This is a genomic window from Neobittarella massiliensis (ex Bilen et al. 2018), from assembly GCF_900289145.1.
In the GTDB taxonomy this organism is placed as follows: domain Bacteria; phylum Bacillota; class Clostridia; order Oscillospirales; family Ruminococcaceae; genus Neobittarella; species Neobittarella massiliensis.
On sequence record NZ_OKQO01000001.1, the window covers coordinates 318,548 to 332,704 of the forward strand.

Annotated in this window: 15 protein-coding genes; 5 read left to right on the forward strand and 10 right to left on the reverse strand. The window is 57.5% G+C overall.

Translation table 11 applies throughout. From position 1 onward, the window contains the following. The first annotated feature begins 17 nt into the window (after positions 1–17). Positions 18–392: a DUF4180 domain-containing protein gene (locus C6Y32_RS01535; RefSeq protein ID WP_105203395.1), complete on the forward strand. Its 375-nt coding sequence runs from the start codon at positions 18–20 to the stop codon at positions 390–392. 119 nt (positions 393–511) lie between these two features. On the opposite strand, the gene C6Y32_RS01540 is transcribed toward C6Y32_RS01535, so the two are convergent. Beyond that, positions 512–1,903 (reverse strand): Sapep family Mn(2+)-dependent dipeptidase, encoded by a 1,392-nt coding sequence (locus tag C6Y32_RS01540; protein ID WP_164998075.1) that lies wholly within the window; start codon positions 1,901–1,903, stop codon positions 512–514. A 103-nt stretch (positions 1,904–2,006) separates the two neighbouring features. After that, positions 2,007–2,252 carry a hypothetical protein gene (locus C6Y32_RS01545; protein WP_105203397.1) on the reverse strand — a complete coding sequence of 82 codons (246 nt, stop codon included), beginning with the start codon at positions 2,250–2,252 and terminating at the stop codon, positions 2,007–2,009. A gap of 361 nt (positions 2,253–2,613) precedes the next feature. On the opposite strand from C6Y32_RS01545, the gene C6Y32_RS01550 reads away from it, so the two are divergent. The 3 genes from C6Y32_RS01550 to C6Y32_RS01560 all read left to right on the forward strand — a co-directional run bounded on the left by C6Y32_RS01550 (position 2,614) and on the right by C6Y32_RS01560 (position 4,572). After that, positions 2,614–3,012 (forward strand): Fur family transcriptional regulator, encoded by a 399-nt coding sequence (locus tag C6Y32_RS01550; protein ID WP_105203398.1) that lies wholly within the window; start codon positions 2,614–2,616, stop codon positions 3,010–3,012. A 79-nt stretch (positions 3,013–3,091) separates the two neighbouring features. Next, the gene (rbr, locus tag C6Y32_RS01555) at positions 3,092–3,631 is read left to right on the forward strand and encodes a rubrerythrin (RefSeq protein WP_105203399.1); all 540 of its coding nucleotides are present in this window, start codon (positions 3,092–3,094) and stop codon (positions 3,629–3,631) included. A 140-nt stretch (positions 3,632–3,771) separates the two neighbouring features. Further along, entirely contained in the window at positions 3,772–4,572 is an 801-nt protein-coding gene (locus C6Y32_RS01560) for a ZIP family metal transporter (protein ID WP_105203400.1), read from the forward strand. Between the two features lie 350 nt (positions 4,573–4,922). Here C6Y32_RS01560 and C6Y32_RS01565 read toward each other — a convergent pair whose 3' ends face one another. From C6Y32_RS01565 to C6Y32_RS15710, 6 genes are all read right to left on the reverse strand, one after another. Beyond that, the gene (locus C6Y32_RS01565) at positions 4,923–5,516 is read right to left on the reverse strand and encodes a sugar O-acetyltransferase (RefSeq protein ID WP_186487271.1); all 594 of its coding nucleotides are present in this window, start codon (positions 5,514–5,516) and stop codon (positions 4,923–4,925) included. A gap of 93 nt (positions 5,517–5,609) precedes the next feature. Continuing rightward, the gene (locus tag C6Y32_RS01570) at positions 5,610–6,215 is read right to left on the reverse strand and encodes a pentapeptide repeat-containing protein (protein ID WP_164998076.1); all 606 of its coding nucleotides are present in this window, start codon (positions 6,213–6,215) and stop codon (positions 5,610–5,612) included. A gap of 769 nt (positions 6,216–6,984) precedes the next feature. Continuing rightward, a complete protein-coding gene (locus C6Y32_RS01575; RefSeq protein WP_105203403.1) occupies positions 6,985–7,293 on the reverse strand; it encodes a hypothetical protein in 309 nt (102 codons plus the stop codon). A gap of 135 nt (positions 7,294–7,428) precedes the next feature. Next, positions 7,429–8,823, reverse strand: coding sequence for an ADP-ribosylglycohydrolase family protein (locus C6Y32_RS01580; protein ID WP_105203404.1), 1,395 nt, complete (start codon positions 8,821–8,823; stop codon positions 7,429–7,431). A gap of 582 nt (positions 8,824–9,405) precedes the next feature. Beyond that, positions 9,406–9,810: a NusG domain II-containing protein gene (locus C6Y32_RS01585; protein WP_164998077.1), complete on the reverse strand. Its 405-nt coding sequence runs from the start codon at positions 9,808–9,810 to the stop codon at positions 9,406–9,408. Between the two features lie 163 nt (positions 9,811–9,973). Further along, on the reverse strand, positions 9,974–10,108 hold the full coding sequence (locus C6Y32_RS15710; RefSeq protein ID WP_279386198.1) for a hypothetical protein: 135 nt from the start codon (positions 10,106–10,108) through the stop codon (positions 9,974–9,976). Positions 10,109–10,440: 332 nt separating this feature from the next. Between C6Y32_RS15710 and C6Y32_RS01590 the strand changes: the two genes are divergently transcribed. Further along, entirely contained in the window at positions 10,441–12,240 is a 1,800-nt protein-coding gene (locus C6Y32_RS01590; protein ID WP_105203406.1) for a hypothetical protein, read from the forward strand. Between the two features lie 130 nt (positions 12,241–12,370). On the opposite strand, the gene C6Y32_RS01595 is transcribed toward C6Y32_RS01590, so the two are convergent. Both C6Y32_RS01595 and C6Y32_RS01600 read right to left on the reverse strand, forming a co-directional pair. After that, the gene (locus C6Y32_RS01595; RefSeq protein WP_105203407.1) at positions 12,371–13,075 is read right to left on the reverse strand and encodes a 5'-methylthioadenosine/S-adenosylhomocysteine nucleosidase; all 705 of its coding nucleotides are present in this window, start codon (positions 13,073–13,075) and stop codon (positions 12,371–12,373) included. Positions 13,076–13,190: 115 nt separating this feature from the next. Beyond that, positions 13,191–14,153 carry an NAD(P)-dependent oxidoreductase gene (locus C6Y32_RS01600; protein WP_164998078.1) on the reverse strand — a complete coding sequence of 321 codons (963 nt, stop codon included), beginning with the start codon at positions 14,151–14,153 and terminating at the stop codon, positions 13,191–13,193. Between the last annotated feature and the right edge of the window lie 4 nt (positions 14,154–14,157).

Below are 14,157 nucleotides of genomic sequence, written 5' to 3' on the forward strand. Positions count from 1 at the left end.
ACAGGAGATGATGAGACATGCAGATACAGCTGCAGATAGAAAATAGCCGCCGCATCGCCGTGATCGAGGCGGCCGGCCGTGAAAAGGTGCTGACCGATGTCGACTCGGCGCTGGACCTGATGATGCAGGTGCGCTGTCAGGCCGATGCCGACCGCATCGCCATCGGCAAAAAAGCGGTACACGAAGACTTTTTTATTCTCAGTACCGGCCTGGCGGGCGCAGTGCTAGAAAAGTATATCCAGTACGGGGTAAAACTGGCTATCTACGGCGACTACAGCCGGTACACCAGCAAGCCGCTGCACGACTTTATCAGCGAGAGCAACCGTGGGCGCAACTTTTTCTTTGTCGCTGACTGCGGAGCTGCCGTACAGCAACTGGCGCAGGCAAAATAGCAGTCACGTATCCCCGGATGATCACTGCCGTTTAGATCGATAAAAATACGCAATAAAAAGGATGGGGAGCCTTTTGCTCCCCATCCTTTTTACTATTATATAGAGCATATAGCGCCCGGCTACAGGATACCGTCCAGAGCGGCGATGGTATCGATATAGATAGCCAGCGCCTTTTTCAGCGTCGCCAGCGGCAACATCTCATCGGGCTGGTGAGCGCTGCCGTGCCCGGCCGGCATCTGCTCGATATCGCTGTGGAACATGGGGCCAAAGGTAAGCCCCATGGGAAAATAGCGGGCATAGGTTGCCCCGCTGATGACATAGTGGCCACAGGGCTCGCCGGTGACCTGCTCGTAACAGCGTTTAAGTGCCTGTACAGCCGGTTGCTCGGGGTCTACGTAGTGGGGCTCATCAAACAGGTTCAGCTGCAGCTTGGCGTCGATATCGCCACAGCAGAGCTCGATGGCGCTCTTGAGCACATCGCCCTGTATGGCCATCGGCCAACGGATGTTAAAGCCGATGGCATATTGCCCCTGCTCGTCTTTTTTAATGGTACCGCAAATGCAGGTGAGCTTGCCAAAGGTCTCGTCGGCGCAGGCCACGCCAAACCCCTCGCCGTAGCAGGTGCAGCTCAGGTCGCGGGCGGTCTCCAGCACGTCTTTTTCGTAGCCTTCGACCAGCGCGCAGTCCAGCAGGTAATCGACCAGTTTGCCAATGGCGTTGTCGCCGGCATCGGGGGTAGAGGCGTGCGCCGAGACCCCGGTGGCGGTGATGGTGGTCTGCCCGTCTTTTTCACAGAGGGTGATGTCGCCGCATGCGGGTGTGGGCAAGCCGGTAGCCCGCACCACGGCCACCGCACTGGAGGGCACCATGTTCGAGGCGCTGCCTCCCTTAAGCGAGAGGATAGGGCTGTCATCACTGGTCGGCTGCGAGATGATCTCTCCCTCACACAGGCCTTTTTCACCTACGCAGATGGGGAATTCGCCGTCCGGTACCAGCGTGATCGCAGGCGCCTTTTTCTTGGACAGGTAGTACGGCATGTCGGTCATGCCGGTCTCCTCGTCACAGCCCAAAATGAGCTGGATCTTGTGTTTGAGGGGGATCTGGTTTTCCTGCAAAAACTTCATCAGGTAAAGGCCCATGATGGCAGAGCCCTTGTTGTCGTTGACGCCGCGCCCGTACAGCGTGCCGCCCTCTACCCGCAGGCTGAAGGGGTCACCGGTCCAGCCGTCGCCGGCCGGCACCACGTCCAGGTGGGCGGCGATCGCGATCGACTCGTCGCCGTCGCCGTAGCTCAGCACACCGCAGCGGTAGTCGATGTTTTCGCCGGACAGCCCGATCTCGCTGCCCCGGCGCAGCATGTAGTCCAGGGCCTGGGCACAGGGCTCCAGGTAGGGGTAGGGGCCGGGCTGCGGGCTCACCGGTGCCACCGACGGGATGGCGACCAGGCGGCCCAGGTCGTGCAGCAGCTGCTGGCCGTTATCGTCTATAAATTTTTCGATGATCTCTCTCAAAGGTATCACCACTTTCTTCTGTGATGCCCCATCGCTTTGTACGGGGGCCGGTGGGGAGAAAAAAGCCGCTTTAAAAGCGGCTTTTCGGGGTTCTATCAAGGCATTAGTTATCGCTGTGGAACAGGGTGGTGTCAGCCTTTACTTTTGCAATGAAGTCCTCGTCGTCACTGATGACGGTCATGGGCTCTTTCATGTTGAAAGCGCACAGACCGAAGAAGCCCAGGGGCGAGACAACGGGGGATCTCCACTGGCCCTGCTCTACAGCAACTTCACTTTTGGCGGCCGATGCCAACTCGTATAACCGCACAGCTTTTGCCAGATCGTCGACTTTTACCAGAACTTTAGACATACGCTATACCTCCATTCGCCAATTACGGCGCTCTCTCTGCGTCCGGTGGGACGGCGCACGGCGCAGCAACACGCCGCTGCCGTGTACCTTATTATAGCATAGCCATTTAACAAAGGAAAGTGCCGCCATAAAAAATTCACATAAAATACCAAATCACGTTACAGCAATTATGTATAATAGATGAAACAGGACCGGTGGAAATATCTGCCGCACATATTGGGCATGCTCTGTATAGTACCGCTGGGGCTGTTTGGCAATTAAAAAAATAAATGCGAAAAATATGTTGACAACTGGACTACTTTCGTCTATAATAAACTCAAACAAAAACAATAACAGTTATTCTTTTAATGAAAGTGCAGCTATGAAATATTCCAGACAGCGCGAACTGGTGCTGCAGGCGGTGCGCGAAAATCCCATCCACCCCACAGCCGACCAGGTCTATCACATCCTTAAAAAAGACAATCCGCAGATCAGTCTGGCCACCGTGTACCGCAATCTCAACCTGCTCAGCCAAACGGGGCAGATCGTGAAGATACCGCTACCCAATCAGGGCGACCGGTTCGACGGCCACACCGTGCCCCACTATCACATGCTCTGCCAGCAGTGCGGCCAGGTGTTCGACCTGCAGCTGTCGCTGCTCGACGGATTGGACGAGCAGATACATGCCAGTACCGGCTTTGCCGTTACCGGCCACCAGCTCATCGTCACCGGGTATTGTCCCCACTGCCAGCAGGCGGGCGCGGGCAGCACTGCCCACTAGATCTTATTTTGTACTCTGGCGGGCGCCGTGTCCGCAACTATATACCCACAAAAGTTTTATAGAAAGAGGGAATTTTAAAATGAAGAATTTAAAAGGTACCAAGACCGAAGCCAACCTGATGACTGCTTTTGCCGGCGAGAGCCAGGCCAGAAACAAATACACCTTCTATGCCTCCAAGGCCAAAAAAGAGGGTTATGAGCAGATCGCCGCTCTGTTCCAGGAGACTGCCGATAACGAGAAAGAGCATGCCAAAATGTGGTTTAAACTGCTGCACGACGGCATTGGCGACACTGCCGCCAACCTGAAAGATGCCGCCGAAGGCGAGAACTACGAGTGGACCGACATGTATGCCAATTTTGCCAAAGAGGCCAGAGAAGAGGGTTTTGACCACATTGCCGACCTGATGGAAGGCGTAGCCAAGATCGAGAAAGAGCACGAGGAGCGCTACCTCAAGCTGCTGGCCAACGTCGAGGGCAACGCCGTCTTTATCAAGGGCGAAAAAGTCCTGTGGCAGTGCCGCAACTGCGGCCACATCGTTCTGGGCACCGAGGCCCCCGAGGTCTGCCCGGTCTGCGCACATCCCCGCGCCTACTTCCAGGTCAAGGCCGAGAACTACTAAATCAGCTATTTTACCAGCCCAAAAGGCCCTCTGCCGTGCGGCAGAGGGCCTTTTTTCGCACCGCGGACATAGGCTGGTATACCGGGCCCCACCGCGGTGGCAGAAGGGCTGGTAGAAAACTATAAAGAGGAGGAGAGATCATGGCAGTGCTGCAAAACCCCGTGGCGATGGCCATGCTGGGCACTGGCTTTACCTTTTTGGTCACTGCCCTGGGGGCGGGTATGGTGTTTTTGGTAAAGGACGATATCGACCCGTCGATGCAAAAAGGTTTTTTGGGCTTTGCCTCAGGGGTGATGATGGCCGCCTCAGTTTGGTCGCTGCTCATCCCGGCTATCGACATGGCCGAGGAGCAGGGGAAACTGGGCTGGCCGCCGGCCTTTATCGGCTTTTTGTTGGGGGGCGGATTTCTGTTTTTGCTCGACCGTCTGCTACCCCACCTGCATCCCGGCGCCAAAACGCCCGAGGGGATGCATACCGACAGCTTTCGCCGCAGCACGATGTTGGTGCTGGCGGTGACCATGCACAATATACCCGAAGGTATGGCTGTGGGCTTGGCTTTTGGGCTGGTCGCGCAGGGGGGCAGCACCGCTACACTGTCGGCGGCGATCGCTCTGGCTATCGGCATCGGGCTGCAAAACTTCCCTGAGGGGGCGGCTATCTCGCTGCCGCTTAAAAAAGAGGGGCTATCAAAAAAGAAGTCGTTTTTCTACGGTGCAGCCAGTGGCTTTGTCGAGCCGGTGGCCGGATTGGTGGGTGTGCTGCTAGCGGCTACGGTCCAGGGGATCATGCCCTGGATGTTGGCTTTTGCCGCCGGCGCCATGATCTACGTGGTGGTAGAAGAGCTCATCCCCGAGTCGCAGACCGGTCACAGCCACACCGGTACCTGGGGCGCAATGATCGGCTTTGCACTGATGATGCTGCTCGACGTGGCGCTGGGTTAAACAGCCGGTCGCTGTGAACGGTGTACGGTGCACTGTATACGGACTGTTTACTGTGCGCCGAAAAGAATTGCCCAAAAGGGACTGGACCTGCACACTGTGCAGGTCCAGTCCCTTTTGGGCAATTCTTAGAGGGTATCCCAGCAGGAATGCGCTGCCCACAGCGGCATTTTACCTGCCTGCCAACAACACAGACCGCAGCCATATCTATCGTTTGCCCATCTCTGACACGGCGCACCAGTCACCGCGCACTTTTTATACAATGCTGTCAAAGTGCAGCAGATCATCCAAAAACAGGTCAAAATAAGTATTATCATGTAAAAATATTACGTATCGTATAATATGTTCCGGGTTTACAGTTCAACTTTTCGCCCCTTAGCATAGTAAAGGTCGTCTTCTGGCCCTACCGGACGCAATATACGCGCTGGGTTGCCGGCAGCCACTACCCCGGCGGGGATATCTTTGGTCACCACGCTGCCCATGCCGATGACCGTACCGCTGCCAATGGTGACCCCCGGACCCACCATGCAGCCCGCCCCCAGCCAGCAGTCGCTGCCGATGGTGATGGGCAGCGCGTACTCCAGGCCGGTGGCCCGCAATTTAGCGCTTACTGGGTGGGTGGCAGTCAGCAGTTTTACGCCGGGGGCCAGCAGAACGTTGTCGCCGATCGTAACTGGTGCGCAATCTAGGATCGTAACGCCTACGTTGGCGTAAAAATGATTGCCCACTTTAATAAACCGCCCGTAGTCGCAGGCAAAAGGCGTCTCGATAAACAGGTTCTCCCCGGCCTCTCCCAGCAGCTGGTAGCACAGTTGGGTGCGGCGCTCGATATCTTCTTCGCGGTTTATTTGGGCAGTCAGCTGCCGGGCCTGCTGGTGCAGGGCCACCAGCTCCGGGTCGGCGGCGTTGTACAGTTCACCGGCGAGCATTTTTTCCAGTTCGGTCATCATCGTCCTCCTCATAAAAAGCGTCTCAGCGCCAGAACATCACGTTTTTGGTTGCCCCGTAATTATTTACCGGGCGGGTGGAACAGTACCAGTCTACACGATCACCGCGCCCATTGCCTCCGCTATCTGGATGGCGTGTACCATATCCAGTTTGGTCTTTTTCATGCGGCAGGCACGCAGATCCACGCCATCTAACTGGGCGCCGCGCAGGTCGGCCTCGGTCAGATCGGCGTTTTGCAGGTAGCACTGGGTCATGTCACAGTCGCGAAAGTTGCACTTCTGCAGCTTGCAGTCGCGCAGATCGGCATGGGCCAGCATCAGGCCCGAAAAGTCGGTCCCCTGCAAAAACAGCCCTGAAAAACTGGCGTACGACCAATTGCCGCCGCGTATCGCGAGCCCGGTAGAGGCACAGCCGTGCAGGTTGCTGCCAATGCCTTTACAGCCGGTAAACTCTGCTGAAAACAGGTTGCAATCGCGAAATTTACAGCCGGCGAACACGCTCTTTTCGTGTTTGCTGCCACCCAGCTGGCAAAATTCAAACTTGCAGTTTTCAAACTGGCAGCGCTCGGTCTGCAGGTAGTCCAGTGCGCAAGAGGCAAAGGTGCAGCGCACAAATTGCACCTGCTCCCAGCGGGCATCGGTAAAATCAGCCCGGTCAAATAGCTGTTCGGTATAGGTCTGCCCGAACAATATCTCCATGTAAAAGTCCTCCCTTTTTGGCCATGCCCCCAGTATACTCTGCATGGCTTTTCAGAGCAAGAGACGAGATGCCTTTTTTGCGGCAGCTTTAGCTTTGCAGGCCCAAAAGACAATATGGTAAAAGAGCTGCCGGGCAGGGGGGCCAACGGCTCTTCCTATCTCGTCGATGTACACTATAAACGGCTCACAGCACGTCATGCCGATTTTGCTGCAGTCGAAATTCGGTCAAGGCCCCGCACAGATATAGCTTTTAATACGCACCCAACACATCGCTGTTATAATAGAAGACAGTCGCCCAGTGTCGGTGTCACCGTTACTCCAGCATCCAAAAGTAGCCCGATGGTGTGCGCAGCCACGCAGGATACCCGCTCCAACTCCAGATTGCCGGTGGGAGCGGCACCTGAACAAATACCCTGCTGGCAGAGCAGATCGATCGCTCGGGGAGGATGGGCAGTGGCAATTTGGCACCGTACATCGTCGAGCTCCAGGTAACCCACGGCGGCTATGATGCCCTCGGCTGTATCCCAGTAGCCAACATTGGGCCTTCAGACACAGCCCATGCTTTTTCGCCTGCCGATAAAGAGAACGAGAGCTCTCGACGAGTTGGGCGTATTGGCCGCCGTACAGATCGATCGAGTAAAATTCCGGCTGCCCCCAAAAATGTTCCAGACGGGCCGGCAAGTAGTCCACAGGGGTGCGGCGTGACAGCTCGATCGGCAGCCGCAGCTCTATATTGGGGGCGATGCGCGGCTGAGAACCGGTAAGGCATTTAGCAGACGATCGATATCGCCGCCATAATAGGTGTCCAGTGCCATACATCGGTGGACAGCTCGTGCTCGTCGGGTGAGTCAAAACAGCTTTGTGTGCAGCGCATGTCCCAGGTCTCCATCTCGGCAGAAGAAGAGAGCACGCCCATCACCGGCTCGATGTGGTAGCTGGTACGCCGGCACGAGTAGCTGCAGTTGTCGGCTGCCCCCCAGAGAAAAGTGATTGTGCAGGTCTGCTTTGGAGATGCGGCACACGCGTTCAGGCCGCCGTTCTCTAAAGCGCATATAAGCGACGCGCCATACATGTCCATGGCGGCACTTCTCTTTTGGATAAAAAGAACCCGGTATTCTGGCGGTACAAAAATATTCGGTCCTGGCTATAAAAATGCGGCCCCGGCTAAAAGCCGGGGCCACATTCTGTGCAGAGGTGCACAGTCTTGCAGTATTTAGTGCTTATCGGCGTTGTTGACCGCGTCGACTGTGCGCTGAGCCAGCTCGGTGATCGTCAGCTGGTGGTAGCCGCGCACATAGGTGTACAGGTCGTCGCCGATGGGGTCAGACCAGTGGGCGTCGATACAGCTGTGGCCCTGCATGGCACCGAACAGAGTGGCGATCTGGGCGGCGTTGCAGTCGCTGTCTTGCCCCAGCATGCCAATGATATTCATGCAGGTATCAAAGTCGTTGTCGCAGTAGTACAGCGCTACCACTTCGGCGGCGGCATTGGGGTAGGCGTGGATCCAGTTATAGGCGCTGTATTTCTCCTCACAGGGGCGCCAAGCCGACAGCCAGTCGTCGTGCTGGCGGCAGCTCTCCAGGGCAAAATCGATCACGCTGCGGTACTCGCTGTCGGCGGGGATCGCGCTGAAAGCGGCCAGCATCACATCTTTGACGTTGTCCATGCTATAGGCCAGGCTCACCATCACGGCGTTAAAGATCTCGCCCAGGATGCCGTTGTTGTGGTGTGAAATACAGCCGTCGATCCAGGCCAGCCGGGCAGCTTCCTCGGCGTTTCCGGGGGCCAGCATGCCGCAGATCGCCCCGCGCATCTGGGCGCCGATCCACTCCCGCCACGGGTTGCAGCGGTAGCCGCTCTCAGGCGGAAAGATGCCCAGCTTAAAGTTCTGCAGCGCGATATCCTCTGCCGACCAGGCGCTGGGGATCATGCCCGCCCAGTGCAGGGCCACATCTTCAGAGGTGATCTTGCTGCCGGATTTGATGAATGCCTCTAAAAAGGCCAGCTCAAAGGTGATGTCGTCGTTATAGGTACTGGGCTTGCGCGGGTAATCTCTGATCTCGCCGAAAAATGCTTTCAGCGCGTCGGCGGTATAGCCCTCCAGGCAGGTGCCCAGTGCCGCGCCGATGATCTGGGTCAGCCAGGCGGCGTGGGTGCGGTCTAAAAAGTCTTTACTGGCAGTGTCGATATCCGCCTTGGCGGGGAACGACACCGCTTTGCGGTACTGGTCGTAGTTCTCGTATACCGTGTATGCAAAGTAGGGGTGATCTTTTACCTTGGGGCAGTTATTGAGGATGTGAAAGACCTTGGCGGTGAGCATACCCAAGGTGATGCGGTCGTCTTCCTGCCGGGCTTTCAGCGCCGGCTCGATGAGCTTTTCGGCCTCCGATACGTCGTAGCCCATGGTCTGCATGGCCAGAATACCGCCGACGATGACCTGTTCCGGTGCCCCGGAACCGGGCACGTTAGAGCCCCAGAGCAGCCTGTCTTTAGCCGAGAGCTGGTCATCCAGTGCCAGCGCCTTGGTCCAGGACTGCTCGTCTTCGGAGAGGATGCGTGGTACGGCATTTTCGATCAGCTCGCGGTTGTGTTGATATACAGTTTTCATGGATTTGCCTTCCTTTCCACTTGGGGCCACAGCCGTATTGCTCGCCCATCATCGACCATGATAGCATAGGGGCTTTTAAATTATAAGGTGAGCTATCTATTTTTGGCGACATGCTGCGGTTTTATAGCCAGATTTGACTATATACACCAAAGGCCTTGGTAACAAAACAGACACAAACTGTTTACCCAAACTTGTATATTCAGCGGGCCAACAGGGGTATACTGTGTACATACCAGAAAGAGAGAAACACTTCTTCTAAAGCAGCTGCCGACCGGCAGCTACAGCACCCCAACGCAGCTTACTTCCAAACCTTTTGTTTTTCATATAACTCCTCTTTTAGAGAGAGGGCCCGCTCGGTCAAGGCGGGCCTTTTCTCTTGCCTACATTTACCCGGCCGCGCCAGCTTTAGCGGCCTGTTTTGGCAAGGTGCTGGCCCACCTGTGCTCTCTTTAGCGCCACCCACCCGGCAGGCACCGGCCCCAAAAGCGGAGAAGGGGAGACCGCGCGGGTATTTTCTCCTCCTGTAAAAAAGAACAAGCCCCGGCAGAGCGTTCTGCCGGGGCTTGTTCTTTTTGTAAATTTCTACTCGGCAGTCACCGAGATCTTGCCCGGCATGCACACCGCAGTGTCACCTTTATCTTTTACGTAGCCCTGCTGTTCACACAGGTGGTCGGGGCAGACCGAGTTGATAAACTTTACCCCTTTTTCATCGCGGACCAGTGTGGCCACCAGCCGCTCCTCTATCTTGTTGCCGTCATCATCGGTGATGGGATCGCCGTTTTCATCCTCTTTCCAGACCATGGCGCCTTTTACGGTGAAGGTGCCCGGCTCGCCGTTGAGGGGGATAGAGAGCACCTCTTTGCCGTCATAGGTCACCTGGGCCACCGTGCCGCCTACTACCGGCGCCTTGGCCAAGATGCCCCAGGCTGAAAGCCCCACTACTACCAGCAGGACCAGTACTGCGATCTTAAACTCTTTCTTCTTCAAAGAAGGTACCACCTTACACGAAAAATTGCCCGTCCCAAAAACACCGGGCCATATGCATGCTATTATAGCACAGCCAACAGGGTTTTGAAAAGAAAAAAGGAGGTGAATTCACACCTCCTTTACATTTACATATGCTGTTTTTGGGGTGCTGTCAGGGCTTTTGTTAAAAGATGGTGTCACACACAGAGGTACTGTGGCTGCCACCGGCATAAAAAGTTCCCTGGGGTCTGTCCCCCGCTATGGCGATAAGTGAACCTAAGATCAATACTGCGGCCAGGATACCGATGACTTTTTTCACGTGCGTGACCTCCTTTGATGGGTTTGTTTTCTATGTTTTCATTATACACGGGTCGGGGGTAAATAAAACTAAAAAGCAGTTACAAATAAGTTAAGAAAAGGTTACAATCGCCAAAACACACCGCCGGCCACCAAAATGCCCGCCAAACTGCGGTCAAAACGCGTTTGTGACACAATGACCGGGGTGGGAATAGACTGTACAGAGGATCCTGATACCGGCACATATCTGTCGGGCGCGGCAGCCCGGCGGAGCGGGACGGGGTCGGCAGTTAATCGCGGCCCTTTGCCCGCACTTGGGGCCCGCACAATTTATATGACAAAGGTGAGAGTGTTATGTTTGACTTTTTTGCAAGGCCCGCCCTGGCATTTGCCACCGAGGCGTACAGCCGGCGCAGTCTGCCGACCGGGGAAGGACCGGGCGGCGTCAAAAACCTGCTGCTGAGCGTGTACGACAGCATTAAAAACTACAGCGACAAAGACCGGTTCTACAAGCGCGCCAAAGATAAGAGCTGTGAAGAACTGCTGCGCGAGGAGGACACCGCCGCCCAGGTAGAAGCCTATACCCGCTACTACGAGGAGGAGGAACGCCCCCACGACCCACAGGACTTTGAACCGGTGCAACCGCCGGAATACCCCCGCCCCCGCCGTCAAAAACGCGCTGCTCCGGTGGCGGAGGAACCCGATACTTACCGGCAGCCCATCGCCGTCCCTGAACCCGAGCCCACCTATATAGAGCCGGGGCCAGAGGAGAGCATCATCCCAGACATCGATCGCCCCATCCAAACGGAAGCCGCCGAAAGTGGCAGCTGTAACTGCTGCAGCTGCTGCAATTGCGGCTGCGACACCGGCAGTACCGGTGGGAGCGGACCCTGCGGCCCTGACGGCTGCTGTGACGATCAGGATGGCTGCCTGTTTGGCTGTGGTGCCAGCGGCTGCGACAACAGCTGCGCTGGCGTAGTGCCCCCCAGCGGCGCGCAAAACTGCTGGGATGACACCGGCACGACCGGTCCCACCGGCCCAACTGGTCCTACTGGCTGTACCTGTGGCTGTGAGGGCTGTACCTGCTGGTGTTACACCGATGAAAATGGCAACTGTCAGTGCACCTGCAGCTGTGAGCCCACCGGCGGTACCGGTGGCGGCACCGGCTGTATCGATGCCGACGGCTACTGCCACGGTTACTGGGACGAAAACGGCATCTGCCACTGCTCTGACACCGGTTCTACCGGCGGCACCGGCGGCGAGACGGGCGGAACTGGCGGCGGTACCGGCTGCGTAGACGCCGACGGCTACTGCCACGGCTATCTGGACGAAAACGGCGTGTGCCACTGCTCCGATACCGGCTCTACCGGCGGCACCGGCGGTGAGACGGGCGGAACTGGCGGCGGTACCGGCTGCGTAGACGCCGACGGCTACTGCCATGGCTATCTGGACGAAAACGGCGTGTGCCACTGCTCCGATACCGGCTCTACCGGCGGCACCGGCGGTGAGACGGGCGGAACTGGCGGCGGCACCGGCTGTGTAGACGCCGACGGCTACTGCCACGGCTATCTGGACGAAAACGGCGTGTGTCACTGTTCCGATACCGGCTCTACCGGCGGCACCGGCGGTGAGACGGGCGGAACTGGCGGTTGCTGCTGCCGGTGCTGCTGTGAAGACCCCTGCGACGTGTGTGGCCGCGGCGCCCCGGGCATGAGCTGTGACGGCGAGAGCAGTCAGGGCGCCTGCGGTACCGCCAATACCTGCGGCAATACCGGCTGCGGCTGTGGCTGTGGTTGTGAAGACGATGAGACCTGCGAGTGTGGAGACTGCTGTGACTGCAGCTACGTGTGCTGCACCGGCGGCAACAGCTGCCGCTGCCGAAATACCGGTTGTCGTTACCATGTCAACGGCTACTGCGGCAAATGTGTGGGCTGTGAAGACACCACATTTGAAAATCTGCCCCACCGGCCCCATTGCGGTCACATCGACGAGGTGACTTTTGAAGAGCGGCCCCGCTATGATGAAGATCTGCCAGCCAACCAGCTGTTTACCCGCCTGTCGGGCACCCGCGCTGCGCGCACCGACAGCGGTTACCCCAACCGCCAGGCGGCAGCCTATTACCAGAGCGAGAACAGGCGTATTCTGGGCGAGTAAATACGAGTAGACCAGCTCGCTGACAGACAGAAAGACCGTAAAAAGTGAGACCGATCAGATAAAAAATAGGAGCGGGAGCAGTGGTTTGATCCACGGCTCCCGCTCCTATTTTGGTATCGTGCTGCACGATCTAGTGTGCCGGCCAGTCTGCCAGCGCCCGGCAGACGAATTGCTGCAGAGTCCGCGCGGTGGAGCGGTCGTAGGGGTCCAGCGTGCGCTCGTTGTTCGAGATGATGCGCACCCCGGCAAACGGCACGCCAAAGTGCTGGCAGGCCTGCTGTACGGCATAGGTCTCCATGTCCTCACAGTCCTCGCCAAAAGTGGCGTGCAACCAGTCGATGCGGTCCATCTCCCGCGAGAAAAGATCCCCGCAGCCCAACACCCCCAACTGCTTTTGCCCGCCGGTATAGGGCGTGCTGGCAAACAGGTCGCACAGCGCCCGGTCGCTCAGGTGTGAGATCGTGCGGTGGTTTGGCACCCACTCGAGCGGGGCACAGCCCTGCCCCTCGCTCCGGGCGGGCATCTCTAGCCCGTTTATCGGCACACAGGCCCGCCCGATCACGATATCGCCCACCTTTAAGTCGCGGCGGTGGCCGCCGGCCGTGCCCTGATTGATAACGGCGGACGGCATATATGCCGACAACCCAACAGCGGTGGCGATAGCGGCGGCTACCATCCCCACCCGGGTCTGGCTCACCACCACTGGCAGCCCCTGTAAAGAACCCTGCCAAAAGTCAAAGCCGTGTATCTGCCGATGAGTACTGCCGGCGAGTTCTTCTAAAAAGTAGTCGATCTCACAGTCCATAGCTCCCGATATCAAAATAGGTGCTGCCATCTCGTCCTCCTCTCGGCCGCCTCGGCGGCAAAAGTACTGCCCCGTCCGGGGATCGTCTCCGCGGACGGGGTCAGGTACAGGTAATTTAGATGATCGGTCTTTTAGGCGGCCGGTGTCAGTAGCCCCGGTCAAAATGTACCGGGTGTTCTACCGGTTCTCCCCTTACAAAATGGGCCAGATTGCCATACACCAACTCAAACACCCGGCTGGCGCTCAGGTCTGAAAAGATGGCGTTGTGGGGGGTGATGTAGACGTTCTCCATATCCCACAGCGGGTCGCCTGCATCCAGAGGCTCCTGCTCAAACACATCCAGTGCCACGCCGCGGAACTTGCCGCTGCGCAGCACTTCGATGAGCGCCTGCTGGTCGATGACCGTACCGCGAGAGATATTTACCAGCGCAGCCGTGTCCTTCATCGCCCGCAGCCGGTCGCCGTTTAGCAGGTGAAACGTCTCTTTGGTGGCCGGCAGCGCACTGATGACGATATCGCTGTGGGGCAGCACCTCGTCGATCCTGGCAATATCGATGACCTCATCGATGTTTTCTACCGGGTCCTCATTCAGGTTCAGGGCCTGGGTGTGGCAGTCGAAGGCCTTTAGTTTGCGGGCGGTCTCTACAGCGATGTTGCCGGCCCCCAAAAAGGTGACCGTCTTGCCGGTGAGCTCCAATATATCGGTCTGCACCTGCCACTGGTGGACCTGCTGCTGGCGGCAGAACACCTTGGCCTTTTTGTAGATCTGCAGCAGCTGGCAGAGCACCCATTCGCTGATGGGGAAGCGGGTGGCCCCCACGTTGTGGGCGATATCGATACCCAGCCGCTGGATGTCGCCGGCGGGCACGTGGTTGAAGCCCACGCTCACCAGCTGGATGAATTTGAGAGCGGGCAGCTGGTCCAGGTCAAGCCCGACGAACGGGTTGTATCCCACCAGCAGGTCGATGTCTCGCAGCTGCTCCGGCAATGAAAAACCGGGTTCCGAAAATGCCGATTCCTCGATGTAGGTGGCGTCGATACCCAGCTCGGCTACACGCTGCATCTCAGCTGCACTGTATGGCTGGGTGAAAAGTGCCTTGTAGGCCATAGTC